Annotated in this window: 22 protein-coding genes; 13 read left to right on the plus strand and 9 right to left on the minus strand. The window is 70.0% G+C overall.

The features are described from left to right. The first annotated feature begins 213 nt into the window (after positions 1-213). A complete protein-coding gene (locus tag ACZ5ON_RS13845; RefSeq protein ID WP_465590550.1) occupies positions 214-876 on the plus strand; it encodes a DUF4097 family beta strand repeat-containing protein in 663 nt (220 codons plus the stop codon). A gap of 46 nt (positions 877-922) precedes the next feature. Here the strand turns inward: ACZ5ON_RS13845 and ACZ5ON_RS13850 are convergent, their stop codons facing one another. Further along, the gene (locus tag ACZ5ON_RS13850; RefSeq protein ID WP_465590553.1) at positions 923-1,876 is read right to left on the minus strand and encodes a hypothetical protein; all 954 of its coding nucleotides are present in this window, start codon (positions 1,874-1,876) and stop codon (positions 923-925) included. Positions 1,877-2,369: 493 nt separating this feature from the next. Between ACZ5ON_RS13850 and ACZ5ON_RS13855 the strand changes: the two genes are divergently transcribed. Then, the gene (locus ACZ5ON_RS13855) at positions 2,370-3,134 is read left to right on the plus strand and encodes an alpha/beta hydrolase family protein (protein WP_465590556.1); all 765 of its coding nucleotides are present in this window, start codon (positions 2,370-2,372) and stop codon (positions 3,132-3,134) included. 198 nt (positions 3,135-3,332) lie between these two features. On the opposite strand, the gene ACZ5ON_RS13860 is transcribed toward ACZ5ON_RS13855, so the two are convergent. The 6 genes from ACZ5ON_RS13860 to ACZ5ON_RS13885 form a co-directional block, all read right to left on the minus strand. Next, positions 3,333-4,151 (minus strand): class I SAM-dependent methyltransferase, encoded by an 819-nt coding sequence (locus ACZ5ON_RS13860; RefSeq protein ID WP_465590559.1) that lies wholly within the window; start codon positions 4,149-4,151, stop codon positions 3,333-3,335. A gap of 61 nt (positions 4,152-4,212) precedes the next feature. Further along, on the minus strand, positions 4,213-5,040 hold the full coding sequence (locus ACZ5ON_RS13865; RefSeq protein WP_465590562.1) for a hypothetical protein: 828 nt from the start codon (positions 5,038-5,040) through the stop codon (positions 4,213-4,215). Between the two features lie 16 nt (positions 5,041-5,056). Next, a complete protein-coding gene (locus tag ACZ5ON_RS13870; protein ID WP_465590565.1) occupies positions 5,057-5,929 on the minus strand; it encodes an aldo/keto reductase in 873 nt (290 codons plus the stop codon). A gap of 29 nt (positions 5,930-5,958) precedes the next feature. Next, positions 5,959-7,149 (minus strand): JmjC domain-containing protein, encoded by a 1,191-nt coding sequence (locus ACZ5ON_RS13875; protein WP_465590568.1) that lies wholly within the window; start codon positions 7,147-7,149, stop codon positions 5,959-5,961. A gap of 14 nt (positions 7,150-7,163) precedes the next feature. Beyond that, positions 7,164-7,298 carry a hypothetical protein gene (locus tag ACZ5ON_RS13880; RefSeq protein WP_465590571.1) on the minus strand — a complete coding sequence of 45 codons (135 nt, stop codon included), beginning with the start codon at positions 7,296-7,298 and terminating at the stop codon, positions 7,164-7,166. A 149-nt stretch (positions 7,299-7,447) separates the two neighbouring features. After that, on the minus strand, positions 7,448-7,936 hold the full coding sequence (locus ACZ5ON_RS13885; RefSeq protein ID WP_465590700.1) for an ATP-binding protein: 489 nt from the start codon (positions 7,934-7,936) through the stop codon (positions 7,448-7,450). A 178-nt stretch (positions 7,937-8,114) separates the two neighbouring features. On the opposite strand from ACZ5ON_RS13885, the gene ACZ5ON_RS13890 reads away from it, so the two are divergent. Next, positions 8,115-9,422, plus strand: a complete 1,308-nt coding sequence (locus ACZ5ON_RS13890; protein WP_465590574.1) for a hypothetical protein — start codon at positions 8,115-8,117, stop codon at positions 9,420-9,422. Here the strand turns inward: ACZ5ON_RS13890 and ACZ5ON_RS13895 are convergent, their stop codons facing one another. Beyond that, positions 9,423-9,956 carry an NUDIX domain-containing protein gene (locus ACZ5ON_RS13895; RefSeq protein ID WP_465590577.1) on the minus strand — a complete coding sequence of 178 codons (534 nt, stop codon included), beginning with the start codon at positions 9,954-9,956 and terminating at the stop codon, positions 9,423-9,425. It abuts the gene before it with no gap. A gap of 347 nt (positions 9,957-10,303) precedes the next feature. After that, positions 10,304-10,879 (minus strand): hypothetical protein, encoded by a 576-nt coding sequence (locus ACZ5ON_RS13900; protein WP_465590580.1) that lies wholly within the window; start codon positions 10,877-10,879, stop codon positions 10,304-10,306. Positions 10,880-11,027: 148 nt separating this feature from the next. On the opposite strand from ACZ5ON_RS13900, the gene ACZ5ON_RS13905 reads away from it, so the two are divergent. The 10 genes from ACZ5ON_RS13905 to nuoH all read left to right on the plus strand — a co-directional run bounded on the left by ACZ5ON_RS13905 (position 11,028) and on the right by nuoH (position 22,369). Beyond that, on the plus strand, positions 11,028-12,173 hold the full coding sequence (locus ACZ5ON_RS13905; RefSeq protein WP_465590583.1) for a sensor histidine kinase: 1,146 nt from the start codon (positions 11,028-11,030) through the stop codon (positions 12,171-12,173). Continuing rightward, complete coding sequence (locus tag ACZ5ON_RS13910; RefSeq protein WP_465590586.1) at positions 12,170-12,841, plus strand: response regulator; 672 nt, start codon at positions 12,170-12,172, stop codon at positions 12,839-12,841. The genes ACZ5ON_RS13905 and ACZ5ON_RS13910 overlap by 4 nt, the downstream gene beginning before the upstream one ends. Before the next feature lie 484 nt (positions 12,842-13,325). Beyond that, positions 13,326-13,685, plus strand: a complete 360-nt coding sequence (locus ACZ5ON_RS13915; RefSeq protein WP_344640726.1) for an NADH-quinone oxidoreductase subunit A — start codon at positions 13,326-13,328, stop codon at positions 13,683-13,685. 62 nt (positions 13,686-13,747) lie between these two features. Beyond that, positions 13,748-14,302, plus strand: a complete 555-nt coding sequence (locus ACZ5ON_RS13920; protein ID WP_465590591.1) for a NuoB/complex I 20 kDa subunit family protein — start codon at positions 13,748-13,750, stop codon at positions 14,300-14,302. Next, on the plus strand, positions 14,299-15,102 hold the full coding sequence (locus tag ACZ5ON_RS13925; RefSeq protein ID WP_465590594.1) for an NADH-quinone oxidoreductase subunit C: 804 nt from the start codon (positions 14,299-14,301) through the stop codon (positions 15,100-15,102). The genes ACZ5ON_RS13920 and ACZ5ON_RS13925 overlap by 4 nt, the downstream gene beginning before the upstream one ends. Beyond that, positions 15,102-16,448 (plus strand): NADH-quinone oxidoreductase subunit D, encoded by a 1,347-nt coding sequence (locus ACZ5ON_RS13930; RefSeq protein ID WP_465590597.1) that lies wholly within the window; start codon positions 15,102-15,104, stop codon positions 16,446-16,448. Before ACZ5ON_RS13925 ends, ACZ5ON_RS13930 begins: the two co-directional genes overlap by 1 nt. A gap of 38 nt (positions 16,449-16,486) precedes the next feature. Next, positions 16,487-17,197 carry an NADH-quinone oxidoreductase subunit NuoE gene (gene nuoE / locus ACZ5ON_RS13935; protein ID WP_465590703.1) on the plus strand — a complete coding sequence of 237 codons (711 nt, stop codon included), beginning with the start codon at positions 16,487-16,489 and terminating at the stop codon, positions 17,195-17,197. Continuing rightward, entirely contained in the window at positions 17,197-18,555 is a 1,359-nt protein-coding gene (gene nuoF / locus ACZ5ON_RS13940; RefSeq protein WP_465590600.1) for an NADH-quinone oxidoreductase subunit NuoF, read from the plus strand. The genes nuoE and nuoF overlap by 1 nt, the downstream gene beginning before the upstream one ends. Continuing rightward, positions 18,552-21,035, plus strand: coding sequence for an NADH-quinone oxidoreductase subunit G (locus tag ACZ5ON_RS13945; protein WP_465590602.1), 2,484 nt, complete (start codon positions 18,552-18,554; stop codon positions 21,033-21,035). The genes nuoF and ACZ5ON_RS13945 overlap by 4 nt, the downstream gene beginning before the upstream one ends. Beyond that, positions 21,035-22,369, plus strand: a complete 1,335-nt coding sequence (gene nuoH, locus ACZ5ON_RS13950; RefSeq protein WP_465590605.1) for an NADH-quinone oxidoreductase subunit NuoH — start codon at positions 21,035-21,037, stop codon at positions 22,367-22,369. The genes ACZ5ON_RS13945 and nuoH overlap by 1 nt, the downstream gene beginning before the upstream one ends. Positions 22,370-22,374: the final 5 nt, after the last annotated feature.

A 22,374-nucleotide genomic window follows, 5' to 3' on the forward strand; every position in this document is an offset into this window, starting at 1 on the left:
TGGGGTTCCTGATTCCCCCACCATAGCGTTCACTTCTCACCCATTGCAATGATCCGAAGGGTTGCCGTTGCGTTACTTTTGGGACGGTTGCAACAGTTTCCCGGCCTCTACCTGCAGGAATGCTAATTCTGCGCAACGACCGTGTTGCCTCGTACTGGAAAGCAACGTAGCGTTTCCGGTGTCAGAAACAACGAGCGAGCACAGGAGAGCACGATGCAGAAGTTCGACACCCCCGCCCCGATCTCCGCCGTCCTGGCCGTCCCCGCCGGACGCATCCAGCTCATCGCCGCCGACCGCGCCGACACCGTCGTCGAGGTCCTGCCCGCCAACCCCTCCAAGAGCCGCGACGTCCAGACCGCCGAGCAGACCACCGTCGCCTACGCGGACGGCGTCCTGCGGATCCACACCCCCGAGCCCAAGAACGTGCTCCTCGGTAGCGGATCCGTGGAGATCACCATTCAGCTGCCCGTCGGCTCCCGCATCGAGGCCAGGGCCGCCGCCTGCGAGCTGCGCGGCGTCGGCCGCCTCGGCGAGGTCGTCTTCGAAGGCGCGTACCGCCAGATCAAGATCGACGAGGCCGCGAGCGTCCGCCTCACCGCCGTCGACGGCGACGTCGAGGTCGGCCGGCTGGGCGGCCCCGCGGAGATCAGCACCGCCAACGGCGACATCCGGATCACCGAGGCCGTACGCGGCACGGTCCAACTCCGCACCCAGTCCGGCAACATCACCGTCGGCGCCGCCCGCGGCGTCTCCGCTGCCCTGGACGCCGGCACCGCCCACGGCCGCATCAGCAACGCGCTCAAGAACGACGGCACCGCCGAACTCGACATCCGCGCCACCACCTCCAACGGCGACATCACCGCCCGCAGCCTCTGAAGGAACAGATCCAGGACTGTCCGCGCCGGGCCCACCGCGATCGCTCTCACCGGTAACCGCTGGAGCGACATTCCCCAAGGCCGGAGTCCAGGGTGGTTCTGGCCGCCTGCATCGCCGCCCGGACGCGCGCGGCCCCGGCGGCGGCGAACAGGGCTCCGCCGCCGACCGCGACCGCTCGCGTGCCCAGGCCCGCGCAGGCCCGGCAGATGCCCGGCTGCGGGACGGGATCGTGGCACTTGGCGCATTCGGCGTGCCGGTGCGGCGGGGGCTGCTCGGGGATGGGTGCGGGTGGCATCTTGCGTTGCAGGCGACTGCGGAGCACTCCTGCGGGGGAGTGCAGGATCGCGGGCAGACCCGGCAGCAGGGCTCGGGCCAGGTCGGCTGCGGTACTGCCGCGCTCCAGCCACTGGGCGACCAGCGGCGCGAGCTCCCGGGCCTCGGCTTCGCCCAGGCGCAGGCGCCGATCCGGACGGATCACCCGGTACAACGTCGCCACCGCTTCGCGGAGTTGTTCGTCCCGTGCTGTCGAAGGCTGCTGGACTGCCGCCCGCCCGTCGGGGCCGTCGGTCGCCTCGGGGTGTGCCGACGCCCGGTCGGCCCCGGCGGCGGGGAGGGAGGGTTCTTGGTACCGGTTCTTTACAAGAGGGCTGCCACGTCGGCCGGTTACCGCTTCACCGGAGGCCGGACGGGGGACACCCGGTGGCGCGAGCTGCGGGGTGTCGAAGACCCTGGCCTCCGAGCGGACGGTGCCGTCGGCCATCCGGACCTTGTCGACCCGGTAGTACCCGGCCTCGGTCAGCTCACGGAGTGCCTTGCGGATCGCCCCGCGTCCCTGGGGGCTGGTGTCGGCCATCTGCCGACCGTCCTCGCGCCGGCCGTCGGGGCGGGAGAGGAGATCGGCGAGCAGGCCGCGGGCGGTGAAGCTGAGCCGACGGTCCTGCAACAGGCCGTTCGGCAACACCGTGAACTTACAGGCGTGTTCGGTACGATGGATACGCATCGGGAGGTCCGTCCTGGTGCCGGGCCCCGGGGTGTTGGCGCACCGCCGGGGTCGTCTACGTTCTGCTGTCGTCGCGGAACGTAGCACATCGCATGCGGAGAGTATGAAAGCTTCGTTTGGCGAACTGATCACGTACCTGGGGGATCGCCTGCTGATCACTTCTGGGTGGTGGATGTCCATGTGCCGGTGGCTCGTTGAGCGCGTCGCCGCGCGTCCAGGCGCCGGGCTTCCCCCGTCAAAGCCCCGGCAACTGTCAGGCGCAGCATCCCTCCTGGGTCCTGTTCGGAGTACTGATCACGAGTCACGGGAAAGGGGCTGGTCGGGTTGATGATCGTTCTGATAGCTTTCCGTCGGCCGTGATCAAGTCCAAGGAGGTGAGACCCATGAACGCAGCACTCGTATGGGTGCTCCCTCTTGCCGCCACGGTCGGGCGATCTGCGTAAGTGTCGCCGGGGAGCGCCTCGAAACAGGCACTCCTGAAAGGCAACACGCCATGAACACTTTGCACTTCACCACCGAATCGACCTCCAACGGTATCGCCGAGCGCGACTTCACCGTCAACGGCGTCCCCGGTGTCCTCTGGTCCCCCGAATCCGGTGCGGACCGTGCGCCCCTGGTCCTGATGGGTCATGGCGGCGGCAACCACAAGAAGCACCCCGCGATGTCCGGCCGCGCTCGCCTCCTGGTGGCCGGCTGCGGCTTCCACGTCGCCGTGATCGACGCGCCAGGTCACGGCGACCGGCCGCGCACGGAGCACGACGAGCAGGAGATCGCCGCGCTGTTCGCGGCGCGGGCGGCCGGCGAGCCGGAAGGCCCGATCGTCGTCCGCTACAACGCCCACCTGGCGGATCTCGCCGTTCCCGAGTACCGCGCGCTCCTGGACGCCCTCCAGGAGCTTCCGGAGATCGGCGCCGACGGGTCGGTCGGCTACTGGGGCATCAACATGGGCACCGCGATCGGCGTGCCGTTCGTGGCGGCCGAGCCCAGGATCGCGGCCGCGGTCTTCGGCCAGCACTGGCCCCACGTCCTGGCCGAGAAGGCGAAGCAGATCACCATCCCGATCGAGTTCGACCTGCAGTGGGACGACGAGCACATCTCGCGGGAAGAGGGTCTTGCGCTGTTCGACGCCTTCGCCTCGAAGGAGAAGTCCCTGCACGTGAACTCGGGCAAGCACAAGGAGCTGCCCCGTTTCGAGGCGGACAGCGCGGTCCGGTTCTTCGCCCGGCACCTCGGCAGCGCGGTCACCTCGCCGGCCTGACGCGCGTGGTTGCGGTGTCCGGCCGGCCGGGCGGACACCGCAACCACGGGCCTGGGCTGAGGCTGACCGCACTGATGGAGCACGGGGCAACCGTGCCTTGAGCTCAGGCAGAGCGCTTCGCGTCTATTTCATCGAAGCACGTCGCCGCGTGCGCAGGTGCTGAGCTTTGTCCTCTTGAAGCTCCGGCCCAGGCCGACCTCAGAGACGGCACACAACAATGCCGCCCAGGCACGTGATCCGGAACGAGCCTTCAGCCGCGATGTGGGCGGCAGCAATCTCGGCTGCCCGGCTGACGGTCTCCTGGAACGGGACGCCGCTCTGCTCGGCCCACGCCTCGTAGGAGGCGAGGTGGGCGACGATCGGTGCCGGGTCGGTGACTTCGATGGTGCCGGGCAGCTCCCGTACCCGGATGCCCGTGAACGCCGTCCCGAGGTAGCTGCGGGCCCTCTCCAGGGAGAAGCGCGAGCTGAGTGAGACGCGGGCCGGTCCCTCGGGAATTCCGAGGACGTCGCCCGCAGCCGTGGACCAGAGCCGGTCCAGCTCCTGTTTGTCGGCTTCGCTGTTGGTAGAAGCGACGAGCACACCGCCTGGCCAGAGGACGCGGGACAGCTCGTTGATCGCGGCCTCGATGTCGCTGACGTGGTACAGCATGTGTAGGGCCAGCACGGCGTCGGCGCTGTCGTCGGCGAAGGGGAGGGCTTGTGCGTCAGCCACCAGGACCGGCTTCTCGACGCCGGTGAGGATGCCCGCAGAGATGTCCATCCCGATGACCTGGAGATCCGGGCGGTCCTTGTGCAGACGGCTGACGAACTTGCCGTTGCCGCAGCCGACATCGAGGACGGTACCGCTGGTGCCGGTCAGCTCCTCGACGACGATCCCGGGCGGGTCGTACTGAGGTCGTTGCCAGCGGTAGATCGACTGGCGTGCGGCCAGGTGGCGTCCGTCGGCATACGCGCTGTTCGCGAGGATCGTCCGGTCGGAGACTGCGGCGTCCTGCTGTGCGGTGTTGCTCGTCACTTGGGCAGCTCCGGAGGGTTCGTGAGTGCGGGCTGAGCGCAGGCCGTCTCGGTGAGTACGATCACCACAAGATCGCCGCCGTGATCTCCGAGTTCTCGGCGACCGGCGGTTGAACGCCGGTGAGCTCAGCGGCACGGCCCGCGAGGAGGGGAGCCAGCTCCGGGTACCAGGCGCGCGCGACGGCTTGCAGCATCTCGGCCAGGGCGGCGAGTTCGCCGATGCGGCCGGCGGGTGTGTCGAGCACGGGGGCGAACTCGGCGCGGATGCGGGCGGCGGTGTCCGGGACGAGCAGGCTGTTGGCGTGGAGGAGGCCGGGGTCGTAGCCCACCGGGACCAGGCCCCAGCGTTCCCAGTCCAGGATGGTGAGGGGCGCGGTGAGGTTGCCCCAGTGCAGGTCACCATGGCCGGTCACGCGCTCGATGTTCTCGGGTGCGGGGATGCCGAGGAACTGCGGGAACGCCTTGTCGATCCAGCCGGACCGCACGGTGGTCCGGACACCTTCGGCCTGGCCCAGGTGATCAAGGGCCTGGTGAAGGCTGTGCCACCACTCCTCCGGGAGGCCGGGGTCACGGGCCAGGTCCGGCCGGTCGGGCGAGATGACAGGATGCGCGACGTAGTCGGTGACCTCCGCCTTGTAGGCGAATGGGTCCTCGACCCAGTCCATGACGTCGTGCAGCTTGGGACGCGGCACCTCATCGGGGACCAGGACCGACGCCCCGACGATGCCTTCGCCTTGCTTCCGGCCCGTGTTCATCACGGCGGTGGAGGCCACGCGCAACCAGAGGTCACCGGCCCGGCGGCTGATCGTGCAGCCGAGGAACCCCCACACCGGGTTCCCGGTGCACCTCAGCCCGAGGAGGGTCGCCGCGGTGGCGTGGGCGGACTCCATGCGGAGTCGGGTCGCCTCATCTGGTGGCGAGTGCATCGATCACGCTCCTGAGTCGGTCGCCCTCCAACGGGATGACCACGGCCTTTGCCGCATCGTCCCAGTGATTCGCGGTGCTCGCGGACAGCAACACCACATCCAGGCCAGGGCACGAGGCCACGGCCAGCAGTGCAGCGGCCGGAGCGGACAACCCGGGGCGGATGAGGTCCACCAGTTCGGGTGTCATCAACCCGGGCAGCTCTCCGCCGTGCAGCGGAGCGGACGCGAAGGTGGTGACTCCCGAGTCCTGCGCTTCCACGAGCGGTCCGCCGCCGCCGAGTGCCAGGGCGATGGGGTCGGATATGACCAGGCTCACCGGCAGCTGCAACCCACTGAAGTGGTGGCCTGTCGATCCGGCGGCTTCTTGGGCGAGGCCGAGGAGCTCCGCCACCGTGAACGCGCCCGAGTTCAGGCCTGACCAGGTGGCAACGCCGTAGCCCCCGATCCTGCCGGCATTGACGAACTCCTCCAGGGCGGCGAACGCTGCCCGTAGCTGACCGTGCAGTTGGGCGCGATCATGGTTGGATTCGGCTCGCTCAGGGTTGTGGACGAACACCAGGTTGGCGCGACCAAGAACGCTCAGGGACTGTTCGGTCTGCCAGCGGACGAACGCCGGATCGAGGCTGTGGCCGACCCGGGCGAATTCCGGGGCGAGCACGTTCGCCGCGACGGCGGCATGACCCTGTGCGGCCGTGTGGAAGCCCGTCTTCGTGCTCACGCTGACGTCCGTGTGATCAGCCAGCACGGGCGCCAATTCCTGGTGCGCGAAACCGTGAGCGTAGTTGGGGGCGGTGTCCACCCAGGCCGCCCCAGCGGCGAGGGCGGTGCGCACCGCCTGGCTGACGACGCGCACACGGTACGTTCCCAAGGCGAGAGCGGCGGTCACAGTGCCGTCCCCACCACAGAGGCAGCCTGGCCCTCGATCAGGACGGACAGCAGCGATGCCACGTCCTTCACCTCCAAGTCGGCCGTCGCGGCCAGCGATCCGAGCGTGGCCGGTCGTCCGGTCAGCAGGACCCGGAGCAGCGGAGCCGCCTGGCCGGCGAAGTCCCACGCGGTCCCCGCCGCAGCGAGGGTCACGGTGCCGTCCGGCCCGTTCTCCGTCATCCTGGCGCGAGGCGCAGTGAGCCGGACCGCGATCTCCGGCCGCGCCGGAAGGCCGTCGACGTACGGCAGGGAGGTGACCGCACGGCCGTAGTGCGTGGTGTCGCCCGACTCCGCCCAGCAGCTGACCAGTTCGGGATCGGACAGCTCGGCCAGTATCTCCTTGCGCAGCTCATTGACGTACGCGGCTTGCTCGCGGGGCGAGGCGAAGCGCGGCACATCCAGCCGCAACGCGAGGCGGGAACGCAGTTGGTCCACTACCCAGTTGAGCAGGTCCGCTCCGGTGTGGGTGACGAGGCCGAAGGTCAGGTGCAGGGACGCCGTTCCCTGGTCCGCGCTGACCGCGTGCCACCAGCCTCGTGGCAGGTAGAGCACGTCTCCGGCGGTCAGGACCAGGTCGGCGAGCGGGTCGCCCTCTGGTTGGTCCGGGGCTTCGACGTCTCGGAAGGTCGGAGCGATCCGGGTGGGGCCGTACAGCCGCCAGCGCTTGGCGCCGTACACCTGGACCACCACCACGTCGTGGTCGTCCCAATGTGTCCCGAAGCCTTCCCGCTCGGTCCACGAGGCGTAGGCGTTGACCTGCACCGGAGTGCCAAGGAACCGCTCCAGGGCTTCGGAGGCGGTCCCGATCGGCGGGTGGACGCTCTCGATCGAGTCCAGGACGAGAGAGGCTCCTTCGGCCAATCGGGCGTGCAGCTCGGCAGGTTGGAGGCGGTGCCAGGTCACGGCCCGACGAGTGGGCACCGGCAGCGAGTAGCGGTGAAGAGGAAGGGGCTCGCCGTCGAGCGACAGGCGGAGCCGCGGGGGCTCCAGTCGCTGGGTGGCGAGGATGGTGTTCAGGTCGTCCCAGGACAGCAGGTCGGCAACGTCGACGGCCTCACCGGGGAAGACAGCGTAGGAGCGGTTGAACGTCTGGGCGAGGAACGAGTCCCCGCCCAGACGCGCCGCCCACGAAGCGGCATCATGCATCGTGGGCGTCCGGATCAGTCGTTGCCGTCGGAACGGCCGCCACTGACGTCGGACGGCTGCTCGGTACGGGCCCGGGCAGCGGCGATCCTCCGCGCGGCGACCAGGAGACCGCCCTCAGCGGCCGGAGCCGCCGGGGTGACATGCACCATGGTGCTTCTTCCCTTCTGCTTGGGAAATCCCGCCGGGGTTCCGGCGGGAAGACTGGGTGGCGCCAGCCGGCCAAGGGGACATGGCGACCGGCGCCGTGGTCCACCCGGCCCGTGATTCCCCAGGGGGCCGGGTGGAGACTGAGAGATAGTCAGGCCGATTCCGGCAGGTGGGCGGCTCTGGCCTGTGCGGTGTTGACGAGGACGGCGAGCCGTCTGTCCCCGGTCACGAGCTGATCTGCCGCACATTCGAACCAGACGACCTTGCCCAAGCCCTCGGGGTACCAGCCCCACGAGTGGGCGAGCCCTTCGACCAGGACGAGACCACGTCCGCCCGTGACCGTGTCCTCAGCGGCACCGGGGTCCGGCGTGCGGAGGCTCTTGTCCGCGACCTCAACGCGCAGGCGCTCGCCGGTCCACCCGACGGTGACCCTGAAGCGGGCACCGGTGTGCTCGATGGCATTGGTGAGGACCTCGCTGGCACAGAGCTCGACGTCCCGCAATGCGTCATCGGACAACGGGACGTTCCAGTGCTGCACAGTCCGCTTGATCAGGCGGCGCGCTGCCGGGACAGCGGCCAGCTCTGGCTCGACCTCCCACGTCTGCGGCATTGGCAGCGGGGTGGCGTTCGTCGGGCTCATCAGCACGGACCGCCCTCCGTCTCGATCGGGTTCCTCCGGGCTCCCCGGGGGACTCCCAGGATTGCCGGGCAGGCAGTTCCGAAATAAGGGCCAGGTGATTACCCACCATGGGTAAACTCGCGGTCAGTTACGCCACGTGACACCGAGTGATGATCTTTCCGGTGTGGGGGTGCCGGACATGACCGAATCCACACCGCCACCCGGGCTGCCGGGCCGGCTACTGGCTGATCCCGAGATGATCGCCGCATGCAAGTCGCGGGACTTCACCGTGATCTTCCGGATGGCCAGGCGTGGCGGTTTCCACCCATCCCGCATTGCCCGAGTCTGTGAGCTGACCCCCAGCCGGGTTGGTGAAGTCATCGCGGGCACTCGGAAGATCAGCAACATGGCGGTCATCGAGCGCATCGCCGACGGTCTCCGTATCCCCGGCCACATGGTCGGGCTTGCTCGCCGGGAATGGGAACGGCCGCAGGCTCCTGCCCAACCCGTGATCAAGACGGTGAACCACCAGGACGCCTCAGCAGGGGACTCGGTGCTGCCGAACCGAGAGCTGGATGACATCCTCGCCATAGCGGCCGGCACGAGGGTCACTCCGACGGTCCTCCGATCGCTCCAAGCCTCCATCGAGGACTACTGGCGACGCGACGACGAGCACGGCGGTGAAGTCCTCCGCCCGGCCGTCATGGGTCAACTTCGCTATGTGATGGGCATCCTGCGTGACACGGCGGATCCCAACTACCAACGCAGCCTTCACGGCATCGCGGCCGAACTCGCACGTCTCACCGGGTGGACGCACTTCGATGGCCGGCAATACAGCACAGCTCGCGGCTACTTCACCGAGGCTCTGCGTCTGGCGCGTGAGATCGACGACCGCCCGTTCATCGCCAACGTGCTGTCCTGCCTCAGCCTCCAGGCCACGTATGAGGACAAGGCCCGTGACGCGATCATCCTGGCGAGGGCCGCCCAGGACAGCGCGCGGCTTGACGGCGGGACGCCGAGGCTGATGGCGATGCTGTTTATGCGGGAAGCCTTCGGCCATGCCAGCGCGCACGACCGGGATGCCACCCACCAAGCCATCGAGGACGCACACCACCACTTCGAACGCATCGACCCCGCAGAGGACGACCCGGTATGGGTCCAGTACTTCGACCGCACGAAGCTCACCGTCGATACCGGCATCGCACTCGGTCAGCTCGGCGATGCGGCGGCAGCCGAACCGCTCATCAAGGAGGCCCTACGTAGCGAGGTGACAGCGAACCTACGTGGCCGGGCGTTCCACTCCTTCTGGCTGGCCCGCACCCAACTCCAGCGCTGCGAGGTCGATTTAGCGTGCGCCACGGCCGGAAGGGCTCTCGACCTCGCAACCGAAGTGGCGTCCCCGCGAGTGCTTGCACACCTCCACGAGTTCCGCCGACTGCTGACGCCCTACCGCACCACCCGGTCAGCAGCCGAGTTGTCGGCGCGCATCCGTGGCATGAGCCTCTGACTACAGGCCGGCCTCATCAAGCAGCAGGTACAGCACGCCGACCAGCGAGCCGCTGCTGACTATCTCGCGGCGGTCGATCATGCCTCGCAGTTCGGACAGCGGAATCCACTCGATTCGGTCCGACTCGTTCCGCTCGCTCGGCGGTCCGACGTACTCGACAGCATCGGCCCGGAAGACGAAGTGCTCGGAGTCGGTGATGCCGTTCGCCGGCTGAGCGTAGATCAGCGGCTTGACCTTCCCGACCTTCCAGCCGGTCTCCTCAAGCGCTTCGCGGGCCGCGGCCTCGGCCGGGGTCTCGTCCGCCTCGATCAAGCCCATGGGCAGCTCCCAGGCCCACGAGTCCGTGATGAAGCGGTGCCGCCACATCATCAGCACCTGCTTCTGGTCGTTCACCACCGCCGCGACCGCCAGGTGTCGCAGCTTGAGAACGTGGTGCTCCCAGCGGTGCCCGTCGGGCTGCTCGACATCGACCAACCACAGGTTCACCCATGGGTTTTCGTAGATCGGACGTTCCCCGTGGATCTTCCACTGCATCGCTGCGGCCCCTCTCGATGGACCTTCAGCATGTCAGACCGAAGCTGTCCGGCTGGCTTGTTCCGACGAATTTGCGTCAGGGTGACGAATACGAGGGAGAGCCGCCCACACCTCAGCGCATGGCGTCTGTGTGCCTGCTCGGCCGTGGCTGGCCAAGCACGGTTGGGCTCCAAGCCCCGTTGCAGTCGTCGCCATGAGTGACTCCGGGGCCCATGAGAGCGTGGCTCAGCCGCGCTACTGCTGGTGGCGTCCTGTTCTTTGTCCTGGCAAGCCCCTGTTCGCGTGCGCCAGCTTTCGCGCGCAACCGGCCAGACCACCGATACGCCGAACCGGGCGCCAGCAGCTGTTCACGCCCGCCGACTGCGCCGGTAGTAGTCAACGGTGACCACGGCGAGGAGGGGTCCCCAGGCGAGGAGAGGGGCGTAGCAGGCGGTCATGATGTGGCCGGCGAGGCCGTGTGGGGCGTCGGGGTTGCCCATGGCGCCGGGGCCGTACCAGCCGAAGAAGGCGGCGTCCCAGGTGATCAGGGTGACGGCGAGGGCGCCTAGGGAGGCGGGAACGATGGCGGCCAGGGGGTGGATCCGGCGGCCGCCGATCAGGGGGAGCCAGGTGGGGGCGAGCTGCCCCCAGGGGCGGACCAGGCCCATGGTCAGGAAGGCCAGGGTCTCGGCGACGGCGCTCAGGACGATCACGTAGACCGTTCCCCAGCCGGGCATGTGGCCGGCCATCTGGCGTTCCAGCGCGCCGCTGAAGCCGACCGGGATGCCGGCGCCGAGGGCGAGCCGCCAGAGGCCCGAGGGGAGGGCGGTGAGGGCGGCGAGCTTGGCGGTGCGTACGGCCCAGGCGGGTGCGGGCAGTGCGGCGGGCACTGGGGCGGCGGGCACCGGAGCGGTGGGCAGGGTGGTGGTCATGGTGGTGGTCATGGCGGCGCGTCCTCTCGTCAGGGCTCGATGGCTTCAGCCTCGGTCGCGGACGGGCCGCTACGGCAGATGCTGATCGGGCTGAGCTAAAGAGGCGTCATGTGCCCTTCGGCACAGGCGCGATCACCGTGAACTGCCTAGGCTGGGCGGTATGAACGGGGAGACGGGGTGGCGGACGGCCGGTGCCGTGCTGTCGGTGGTGGCGGCGGTGGTGCTGGTGCCGGGGGTGGTGATGGCCGGCCGGTCCGGACGTCCACGGCCCGCGGCGGTGGCCGTGGTGGCCGGTTCGGCATCGCTCGCGCTGACCGTGCTCGGCTGGGCCGTCGGCCCGTACCCGGAGAGCTACCGGCTGGTCGGTGTGGCCGCCGTGGTCGAACTGCTGGCGCTGCTGGGCCTGGTGACCGTGACGCTCCGGGCGGGCCGGGACTGGTTCCCGGTCGCGCTGGTCGGTGCGGCGGCGGTCGGCTGGCCGCTGCGCTTCATGCGGCCGCAGAGTCCGCTGGAGCTGGCCGGGTTGCTGGTGTTCTGGGCGGGCAGTGTGCTGCTCGCCGCGCTGGTGGGGCTGTACCTGGGAGCGCTGGACGAGCACCGGCGGCGCGAGGTGGCCACCGCGCGCCGTACGCAGCGGCTTGAACTCGCCCATGACCTGCACGACTTCGTGGCCCATGACGTGAGCGCGATGGTCGCGCTGGCGCAGGCCGGTGCGATCGTGGCGACGGTCGATCCCCAGCGGGCGGCGGAGGTCTTCCGGCGGATCGAGCAGTCCGGGCAGCAGGCGCTGACCTCGCTCGACCGTACGGTCCATCTGCTGCGCACCAAGGAGGAGGGTGTGGCGGCCGCACGTGCTCCGCAGCCGGGTCTGGCCGAACTCCCCGAACTGGTGGAGCGGTTCGCCGCCGTCGGCCCCATCGAGGTGTCGCTGGAGCTGCCCGCCGAGCCGGTCGGACGGGAGGCCGCCGCGACCGCGTACCGGGTCGTGGTGGAGGCGCTGACCAACGTCCGGCGGCACGCGCCCCGGGCGCGTTCGGTCGAGGTGGAGGTCCGGCACGCCGGGGAGCGGCTGGAGGTGCGGGTGACCAGCGACGGCAGCGTCGGTGAGCGGACGGCCAGGCGCGGCGGCGGTCATGGTCTCGCCCAACTGGCCGAGCGCTGCGAGGCGTTGGGTGGCAGCCTGACCGCCGGCAGGCACGGCGGCAACGGCTGGCGGGTGAGTGCACTGATCCCGGCTGGCGCGCCGGCCCCGAAGAGCGCGCCGGCCCCAAGGATTTCGGCAGCGGCCGACGGTGAGGTGCGGTGACGGTGGCGGCGATCAGAGTGCTGCTCGCGGACGACGACGAGGCGATCCGCAGCGCCTACCGGATCATCCTGGAGGCGCAGCCCGACATCGAGGTGGTCGCGGACGCCGCCGACGGCGCGGCCGCGGTCGAGCTGGCCCACCGCCTGCGGCCGGACGTGGTGCTCGCGGACGTCCGGATGCCGCGACTGGACGGCCTTGAGCTGACCAGGCGGCTGGCGGGGGAGTTCCGGGTGGTGGTGGTGACCACCTTCGACCTGGACGAGTACGTGCACGCCGCGCTGCGCAGCGGTGCCGCGGGATTCCTGCTGAAGCGGTCCAGTCCGGCGCTGCTGGCGGAGGCGGTGCGGGCGGCGGTGGCCGGGGACGCGTTGCTCAGTCCGCAGATCACGGTACGGCTGCTGCGGCAGCTGGCCCCTCCGTCCGCCGCCCCGGAGGCAGCGCCACCGCGCGAGTCCCTCACCCCGCGCGAGGCGGAGATCGCCCGGCTCGTGGCCAACGGTGCGACCAACGCCGAGATCGCCGCCGAACTGTTCATCTCACCGGGCACGGTGAAGAACCACCTGGCCGCCGTGCAGCGCAAGCTCGGCGTCCGCAACCGGGTCGGCATCGCGGCCTGGGCCTGGGACACCGGGAGCGGCGCACGGCAGGACACCCGTCGGGACGGCTGAGCGAGCACAGGACGCACGCACGAACACCCCTGCGGACGTGCGGGCACCCCGCCTCTCGTGACTTTGTGAACGAAAGGTCAAGCGGGTGTTCGGGGTGGTCCACTCTGGAGGGTGAGGGCCACTATCACGTCAACATGAAGCCGTGAAATTTGCGCCGGGCGCATCATCATTGATATAGGCAGATGCCTCTGACCAGTCGCTTCACAGGAGAATGCGACGGAATGTGCCCATTTGCCTTCGTTGCGTTGATGAATCGTGGCTTGATCGCCTTGGCGATCGTTTGTCAGGTGGCGTAGATCACAAAGATCGTCAGGGACTGCGTGTCGCAGATCACAAGCTGACGGGCATAGGATGCGCTCGATCCGGGCTTTGTGAACTGCCTCACATGAGGTGGATCTCGGGAACCGGATCGCGGGTTCACCGCAGTGTGACCCGTCGGTTCCGATCTGCAGTCAAGGACGACTGGACGGAGGGAGCGGGGGCTATGAATGCCTACGCGCCGATCCTCGTACTCGGTGCCATCGCGGCGGCGTTCGCGGTCGGTTCCGTAGTGATGGCCTCACTCACCGGCCCCAAGCGCTACAACCGGGCCAAGTTGGACGCGTACGAGTGCGGCATCGAGCCGACCCCGCAGCCGGTGGGCGGCGGTCGGTTCCCGATCAAGTACTACCTGACGGCGATGCTCTTCATCGTCTTCGACATCGAGATCGTCTTCCTCTATCCGTGGGCGGTCAGCTTCGACGCCCTGGGGATCTTCGGGCTGGTCGAGATGCTCCTGTTCATCGCCACCGTCTTTGTCGCGTACGCCTACGTCTGGCGGCGCGGCGGTCTGGAGTGGGACTGAGCGAACCCGGTTTGTGAACGGGGGGACAAGTCACCGGACTTGAGAGGACAGAGAGGGATCTGATGGGTATCGAGGAGAAGCTGCCGAGCGGCTTTCTGCTCACCACCGTGGAGACCGCGGCGGGGTGGGTGCGCAAAGCCTCGCTCTTCCCGGCCACCTTCGGACTGGCCTGCTGCGCGATCGAGATGATGACCACCGGGGCCGGCCGCTACGACCTGGCCCGGTTCGGCATGGAGGTCTTCCGCGGTTCGCCCCGGCAGGCCGACCTGATGATCGTGGCGGGCCGGGTGAGCCAGAAGATGGCCCCGGTGCTGCGCCAGGTGTACGACCAGATGGCCAACCCGAAGTGGGTCATCTCGATGGGCGTCTGCGCCTCCTCGGGCGGGATGTTCAACAACTACGCGATCGTCCAGGGTGTCGACCACATCGTCCCCGTGGACATCTACCTGCCGGGCTGTCCGCCGCGCCCGGAAATGCTGATGGACGCGATCCTCAAGCTGCACGACAAGATCCAGCACGAGAAGCTCGGGGTGAACCGGCGCCGCGCCGAGGAGCAGGCCGAGGAGCTCGCCCTGCACGCCACCCCGATCAGCGAGATGCGGGGGCTGCCGCGATGAGCGACATCAACGGCAGCGGCGGCGCGAAGAACGTGAACGGCGGCGCGAGCGGCGGCAACGCTGCGAACAGCAGCAACGGTGCGAACGGCGGCAACGGTGCGAACGGCGGCACCGTCCCCGCCACCCGTACCGAACTCCCGGTCGAGGTGATCGGCCGGCGCCAGGGCATGTTCGGCGCCAAGGGCACCGGCGACACCTCCGGCTTCGGTGGGCTCAATGCCCCGATCGCGCTGCCCCCCGCGAGTAGCCGCCCCTACGGCCACGGTTTCGACGAGGTGGCCGACGAGTTCGAGGGCGCGCTGGAGGAGCAGGGCCTGGACGTGGCGGAGGTGATCGAGAAGACCGTCGTGGACCGGGCCGAACTCACCTTCCACATCGCCCGCGAGCACCTGCTGAAGGCGGTCCGGATCCTGCGCGACGACCCGGCGCTGCGCTACGAACTCTGCCTCGGCGTGAGCGGGGTGCACTACCCGCACGACACCGGGCGCGAGCTGCACGCGGTGTACCACCTGCGCTCGATCACCCACGGCCGCCTGCTGCGGCTGGAGGTCAGCGCGCCGGACGCCGACCCGCGGATCCCGTCCGTGGTGAGCGTCTACCCGACCAACGACTGGCACGAGCGCGAGGCGTACGACTTCTTCGGGCTGGTCTTCGAGGGCCACCCGGCGCTGACCCGGATCATGATGCCGGACGACTGGCTGGGTCACCCGCAGCGCAAGGACTACCCGCTCGGCGGCATCCCCGTCGAGTACAAGGGCGCCCAGATCCCGGCGCCCGACCAGCGGAGGTCGTACAGCTGATGCCCACTGACTTCGAGAACGCGGCCGAGTACCGGCAGGCCGGCGAACGCGAGACCACCGAGGGCCGGGTGTTCACCGTAACCGGTGGCGACTGGGGCGAGGTGGTCGAGGCCGTCGCCCGGGCCGACGACGAGCGCGTCATCGTCAACATGGGTCCGCAGCACCCGTCCACCCACGGGGTGTTGCGGCTGATCCTGGAGATCGACGGCGAGACGGTGAAGGAGGCCCGCTGCGGCATCGGCTACCTGCACACCGGCATCGAGAAGAACATGGAGTTCCGCAACTGGGTCCAGGGCACCACCTTCGTGACCCGGATGGACTACCTGACTCCGCTGTTCAACGAGACCGCGTACTGCCTGGCGGTGGAGAAGCTGCTCGGCATCACCGCCGACGTCCCCGAACGGGCCGACGTCATCCGGGTGTTGATGATGGAGCTCAACCGGATCTCCTCGCACCTGGTCTGCCTGGCCACCGGCGGCATGGAGATCGGCTCCACCACGCTGATGATCTACGGCTTCCGGGACCGCGAAGTCGTCCTGGACGTCTTCGAGTTGGTCACCGGCCTGCGGATGAACCACGCGTACGTCCGTCCCGGCGGGGTGGCCCAGGACCTGCCGCCCGGGGCCGTCGACCAGATCCGCGAGGCCGTCCGGCTGCTGCGCTCGCGGATGCACGAGTACGACAAACTCGCCACCGACAACCCGGTGTTCAAGGCCCGCCTGGTGGACGTCGGCTTCCTCGACCTGCCCGGCTGCCTCGCCCTCGGCGCCACAGGACCGATCCTGCGCGCCACCGGCCTGCCGCACGACCTGCGCAAGTCCGACCCCTACTGCGGGTACGAGAACTACGACTTCGAGGTCGCCGTCGCGGAGAGCGCCGACTCCTACGGGCGGTTCCTGATCCGCCTGGAGGAGATGAGGCAGTCGCTGCGGATCGTCGAGCAGTGCCTGGACCGGCTGCGGCCCGGGCCGGTGATGGTCGCCGACAAGAAGATCGCCTGGCCCGCCCAACTCGCCCTCGGGCCCGATGGCCTGGGCAACTCGCTCGACCACATCCGCAAGATCATGGGCACCTCGATGGAGGCCCTGATCCACCACTTCAAGCTGGTGACGGAGGGCTTCAGGGTCCCGGTCGGGCAGGCGTACGCGGCGGTGGAGTCGCCCAAGGGCGAGCTCGGGGTGCACGTGGTCAGCGACGGCGGCACGCGGCCGTACCGCGTCCACTTCCGCGACCCCTCGTTCACCAACCTGCAGTCGATGGCGGCGATGTGCGAGGGCGGCCAGGTGGCCGACGTGATCGTCGCGGTGGCCGGGATCGACCCGGTGATGGGAGGCGTGGACCGGTGACCGATTCCCAAGGCGGCGTCGAGCTCGGCCTGCCGGCGATGCCGGCCAAGCCGTACCCGCCCCAGGTGCACGACCGGCTGGCGGCGGACGCGCGCGAACTGATCGCCCGCTACCCCGTCGCCCGCTCCGCGCTGCTGCCGCTGCTGCACCTGGTGCAGGCCGAGGAGGGCTACGTCAGCCCGACCGGAATCCGCTTCTGCGCCGAGCAGTTGGAGCTCACCACCGCGGAGGTCACCGCCGTCGCCACCTTCTACACGATGTACCGGCGCCGCCCGGCCGGCACGTACCACGTGGGGGTGTGCACCAACACGCTCTGCGCGGTGCTCGGCGGCGACCAGATCTTCGCCGAGCTCAAGGAGCACCTCGGGATCGAGAACAACGAGACCACCGAGGACGGCGCGATCTCCATCGAGCACATCGAGTGCAACGCCGCCTGCGACTACGCGCCGGTGGTGATGGTCAACTGGGAGTTCTTCGACAACCAGACCCCGCAGAGCGCGAAGCAGTTGGTGGACCAGCTGCGCGCGGGCGGCGAGGTGCGGCCCACCCGCGGCGCCCGGCTGTGCGGCTTCAAGGAGACCGCGCGGATGCTGGCCGGTTTCCCCGACGAGCGCCCGGACGCGGTGGACGAGTCCGGCGCGGGCGGCGCGCCCTCGCTGGCGGGGCTCAGGCTCGCCAGGGGCGAGGCGCTGCCCGGCACTTCGGGAACCAAGGTGGTCTCCCCCCGGCACGAAGGGACGGACGCGTGATGACCTCCGTGGAGCCGGCCGAGAAGCTGCTCTCGCCGGTGCTCTCGGCCTCCTGGGACGACACCCGTCCCTGGACGCTGGCCACCTACCGCCGGTACGACGGCTACAAGGGCCTGCAGGCGGCCCTCGCCATGCCGCCGGACGACGTGATCGCGCTGGTCAAGGACTCCGGCCTGCGCGGGCGCGGCGGCGCCGGCTTCCCGACCGGGATGAAGTGGCAGTTCATCCCGCAGAACGACGGCAAGCCGCACTACCTGGTGGTCAACGCCGACGAGTCCGAGCCGGGCACCTGCAAGGACATCCCGCTGCTCTTCGCCAACCCGCACTCGCTGATCGAGGGCATGATCATCGCCTCGTACGCGATCCGCTGCGACCACGCCTACATCTACCTGCGCGGCGAGGTCGTCCCCGTGCTGCGCCGGCTGCACGCGGCCGTCGCCGAGGCGTACCAGGCCGGCTACCTGGGACGGAACATCCTCGGCTCGGGGACCGACCTGGACATCACCGTGCACGCGGGCGCCGGAGCGTACATCTGCGGCGAGGAGACGGCACTGCTGGACTCGCTGGAGGGGCGGCGCGGCCAGCCGCGGCTGCGGCCGCCGTTCCCGGCGATCGCCGGCCTCTACGCCTGCCCGACGGTGGTCAACAACGTCGAGTCGATCGCCTCCGTGCCGCCGATCCTGGCGCGCGGCAAGGACTGGTTCAAGTCGCTGGGCACCGAGAAGTCCCCCGGCTTCACGCTCTACTCGCTCTCCGGGCACGTCACCAACCCCGGCCAGTACGAGGCACCGCTCGGCATCACCCTGCGCCAGCTGCTGGAGATCAGCGGCGGGATCCGGGCCGGGCACCGGCTCAAGTTCTGGACCCCGGGCGGCTCCTCGACCCCGATGTTCACCGACGAGCACCTGGACGTCCCGCTGGACTACGAGGCGGTCGGCGCGGCCGGCTCGATGCTCGGCACCAAGGCGCTGCAGATCTTCGACGAGACCACCTGCGTCGTCCGCGCGGTCACCCGCTGGACCGAGTTCTACGCCCACGAGTCCTGCGGCAAGTGCACCCCGTGCCGCGAGGGGACGTACTGGCTGGTCCAGCTGCTGAAGCGGATCGAGGCCGGTGAAGGCGTCGAGGGCGACCTGGAGAAGCTGGCGGACATCGCCGACAACATCAACGGCAAGTCCTTCTGCGCCCTCGGCGACGGCGCCGCCAGCCCGATCGCCTCCTCGCTGAAGTACTTCCGCGCCGAGTACGAGCAGCACCTCGCCGAGCGGCGCTGCCCCTTCGACCCGGCGGCCGCCACGGTCTGGGCCGACCGGCGAGATGCCCACCCGTCCGCCACCGAGAGGGAGGTGCACGCGTGACCGCCACGACCGAGACCGGGTCGGCCACCGACCTCGTCACGCTCACCATCGACGGAGTCGAGGTCCAGGTCCCCAAGGGGACCTTGGTGATCCGCGCCGCCGAGCAGATCGGCACCCAGATCCCGCGCTTCTGCGACCACCCGCTGCTGGATCCGGCCGGTGCCTGCCGCCAGTGCATCGTGGAGATCGAGGGACAGCGCAAGCCGGTCGCCTCCTGCACCATCCCGGTGGCCGAGGGCATGGTGGTCCGCACCCAGCTCAGCTCGCCGGTCGCCGAGAAGGCGCAGCGCGGCGTGATGGAGCTGCTGCTGATCAACCACCCGCTGGACTGCCCGATCTGCGACAAGGGCGGCGAGTGCCCGCTGCAGAACCAGGCGATGACCAACGGCCAGGCGGACTCCCGCTTCGAGGGCATGAAGCGCACCTACGCCAAGCCGATCCCGCTCAGCAGCCAGGTGCTGCTGGACCGGGAGCGCTGCGTGCTGTGCGCCCGCTGCACCCGCTTCTCGCAGCAGATCGCCGGCGACCCGTTCATCGAACTGCTGGAGCGCGGCGCGCTGGAGCAGGTCGGCATCGGCGACGGCGACGAGTTCGAGTCGTACTTCTCCGGCAACACCATCCAGATCTGCCCGGTCGGGGCGCTGACCTCGGCGGCGTACCGGTTCCGCTCCCGCCCGTTCGACCTGGTCTCCTCGCCGGGCGTCTGCGAGCACTGCTCCTCCGGCTGCGCGCAGCGCACCGACCACCGCAGGGGCAAGGTGCTGCGCCGCCTGGCGGGCGACGAGCCCGAGGTGAACGAGGAGTGGAACTGCGACAAGGGCCGGTTCGCCTTCCGCTACGCGCAGTCGCGCGACCGGATCACGACTCCCCTGGTGCGCGCGGAGAACGGCGAACTCGTGCCCGCCGGCTGGCCGGAGGCGCTGGAGCGCGCCGCCGCCGGGCTGCGCGGGGCACGGGCGGCGGTGCTCACCGGCGGCCGGGTGACGGTCGAGGACGCCTACGGGTACGCCAAGTTCGCCCGGGTGGTGCTCGGCACCAACGACGTGGACTTCCGCTCCCGTCCGCACAGCGGTGAGGAGGCGGACTTCCTGGCTGCGGCGGTCGCCGGGCACGGCGTCGACCTGGACGGAACGGGAGTTTCGTACCAGGCGCTGGAGAGCGCGCCCGCCGTGCTGCTGGTCGGCTTCGAGGCCGAGGAGGAGTCGCCGATCGTCTTCCTGCGGCTGCGGAAGGCCAATCGCGCCAAGGGACTTCAGGTCTTCTCGATCGCCTCGCACGCCTCCCGGGGGCTGGCCAAGCTGCGCGGTGCGCTGCTGCCCGCGGCACCGGGTACCGAGGCGGAGTGGCTGGTTGCCCTCGCCGGGGACGCGGTGCTCTCCGATGACGCGGGCCGCGCCGCCGACGCGCTGCGCAGCCCGGGTGCGGTGATCCTGGCCGGTGAGCGGCTGGCGGCGCTGCCCGGTGCCCTGACCGCGGTGCTGCGGCTCTCGGAGGCGACCGGCGCCCGGGTGGCCTGGGTGCCGCGCCGGGCGGGGGAGCGGGGGGCGATCGAGGCCGGCGCGCTGCCCGGGCTGCTGCCGGGCGGCCGTCCGGTGTCCGTGCCGGCAGCCCGGGGCGACGCCGCCGCCGTCTGGGGCCTGGCCGAACTTCCGGCCAGGCTGGGCCGGGACACCGACCAGATCCTGTCCGCCGCCGCCGGCGGCGACCTGGACGCGCTGCTGGTGGGCGGCGTCGGCCTGGACGACCTGGCCGATCCGGCGCTGGCCGAGGAGGCGCTGGCCCGGGTGCCGTTCGTGGTGTCGCTGGAGCTGCGCCCGTCCGCCGTCACCGAACGGGCCGACGTGGTGCTGCCGGTGGCCGCCGTGCCGGAGAAGGCCGGGACCTTCCTGGACTGGGAGGGCCGGGTGCGGATGTTCGAGGCCGCGATCAAGCCGGACCAGCTGATGCAGCGTCAGCCGTTCTCGGACGTCCGGGTGCTGAGCATGCTGGCGGACGCGATCGGCCGGCCGCTGGGCCTGCCGGACGTCCGGGCGGCCCGGCTGGAGCTGGACCGCTTCGCGCCGTGGACGGGTGACCGTCCGGCCGGTCCGGCCGTCCACCCGGCCCCGCTGCCCCGCCCGGCCACCGGGCAGGCGGTGTTCGCCGGCCACCGGCTGTTGCTGGACAACGGCACCCTGCAGCAGGGCGACGAGCACCTGGCCGGCACCAGGCACGCCGCCGTGGTCCGGCTGTCGGCGGCCACCGCCGAGGAGATCGGTGCCCGCCGGGCCGTCCGGGTCACCGGGCCGGCCGGTTCGCTGGTCCTGCCGCTGGAGATCACCGGGGCGATGCCCGACCGCACCGTCTGGCTGCCGCTGAACTCCACTCCGGGCGGCGCCCATCGCACTCTCGGCACCACGGTCGGCCACCTGGTCACCATCGCCGCGGCCGACTCGGCCCCCGCCGTCTCGGACCCGGCAGTCCCCGCGGAGGAATCCTGATGCTCGCCGCGTATGAAACCCTCGGCTTCTTCGGCCGCGACCCGTGGTGGCTGGTGCTGCTGAAGGCGGTGTTCTGCTTCGCCTTCCTGGTGCTCACGGTGCTGATCGCGATCGTCTGGGAGCGCAAGGTCGTCGCCTGGATGCAGCTGCGGATCGGCCCCAACCGGCACGGCCCCTGGGGCATGCTCCAGTCGCTGGCCGACGGCGTGAAGCTGGCGCTGAAGGAGGACCTGGTCGTCGCGCACGCCGACAAGGTGGTCTACGTGCTGGCGCCGATCGTCAGCGCGATCCCGGCGTTCATGGCCTTCGCGGTGATCCCGTTCGGCCCGGCCGACGACGAGGTGTCCGTCTTCGGCACCCGTACCCCGATGCAGCTCACCGACCTGCCGATCGCCCTGCTCTACATCCTGGCGGTGGCATCGGTCGGCATCTACGGGATCGTGCTGGCCGGCTGGTCCTCCGGCTCGACCTACCCCCTGCTCGGCGGCCTGCGCTCGGCGGCCCAGATGGTGAGCTACGAGATCGCGATGGGCCTGTCCTTCGCGGCGGTGTTCATCTACTCGGGCTCGATGTCCACGTCGCAGATCGTCGCCTCCCAGGAGCCGACCTGGTTCGCGGTGCTGCTGCCGGTGTCGTTCATCGTCTACATCGTCGCGATGGTCGGCGAGACCAACCGGGCGCCCTTCGACCTCCCCGAGGCCGAGGGCGAGCTGGTCGGCGGCTTCAACACCGAGTACTCCTCGCTGAAGTTCGCGATGTTCATGCTGGCCGAGTACGTCAACATGGTCACCGTCTCCGCCGTCGCCAGCACCCTCTTCCTGGGCGGCTGGCGGGCGCCGTGGCCGGTCTCCGCCTTCTGGGCCGGGGCGAACCACGGCTGGTGGCCGCTGCTGTGGATGGTCGTCAAGATCCAGCTGCTGCTGTTCCTCTTCATCTGGCTGCGCGGCACCCTGCCCCGGCTCCGCTACGACCAGTTCATGAAGCTGGGCTGGAAGGTGCTGCTGCCCGTCTCGCTGGTCTGGTTGGTGATGGTGGCCAGCGTCCGGTCGCTGCGCAACGAGGGCTACGACTTCGGCCAGGTGGTGCTCTACGTCGGCGCGCCGATCGGGGTGATCCTGCTGCTGGCCCTGCTGCGGGACGTGCTCCGCAAGGAGCCCGAGCCGGCCGCACCCGACCACGGGGCCCCGCCGGGCGGGGAGTTCGACCCGACGGCCGGCGGCTACCCGGTGCCGCCGCTGCCCGGCCAGCAGCTCCCGCCCGTACCGCGCCGCCGCAGCCGGGCCCCGCAACTCCAGGACGCCCTCAACGGGCCCGACCATTCCGAAGGGAGCTGAACCGG

The sequence above is a fragment of the Kitasatospora sp. NPDC032150 genome (assembly GCF_055579945.1).